At 32.8% G+C, this 320-nt stretch carries 1 protein-coding gene; it reads right to left on the bottom strand.

What is annotated here, in order from left to right; genetic code table 11:
• Positions 1 to 93: 93 nt before the first annotated feature.
• A partial coding sequence (locus tag RV00_RS16070) for an HNH endonuclease signature motif containing protein (RefSeq protein ID WP_143141817.1) occupies positions 94 to 320 on the bottom strand: 227 nt, incomplete at its 5' end.

Raw genomic sequence — 320 nt, 5'->3', positions numbered from 1 at the left:
AACATTTCTTCTCTTTTCGATTTATCAAAGAGAATTTCTAGCAATGCATCTGAAGCTTTGTAACTCTCTTTAATCCCAAGAAGTTCATTAATCTTATCGGTCGTTAATTTCACGACTTAATTCACTTCCTTTTAAGCCAATTTTGCTAAGTAGTATTGCAGACTCTTTTGATTCAGCATCATATACTTCATACTGCTGTTTATTCATATAACTCAATTCTCGTCTAGAAATACATTTGAGATTCTCTATGCGAAAATCGGTCTTATCATTGTTCATAAAAACCACGATATGATTTTTTGGGATTGGCCCATTTGCCTGTT

The sequence above is a fragment of the Enterococcus devriesei genome (assembly GCF_001885905.1).
GTDB classification, from domain to species: Bacteria; Bacillota; Bacilli; order Lactobacillales; family Enterococcaceae; genus Enterococcus_A; species Enterococcus_A devriesei.
Note: the sequence above shows the minus strand (reverse complement) of the source record. Positions and strands in the feature narration are given on the sequence as shown.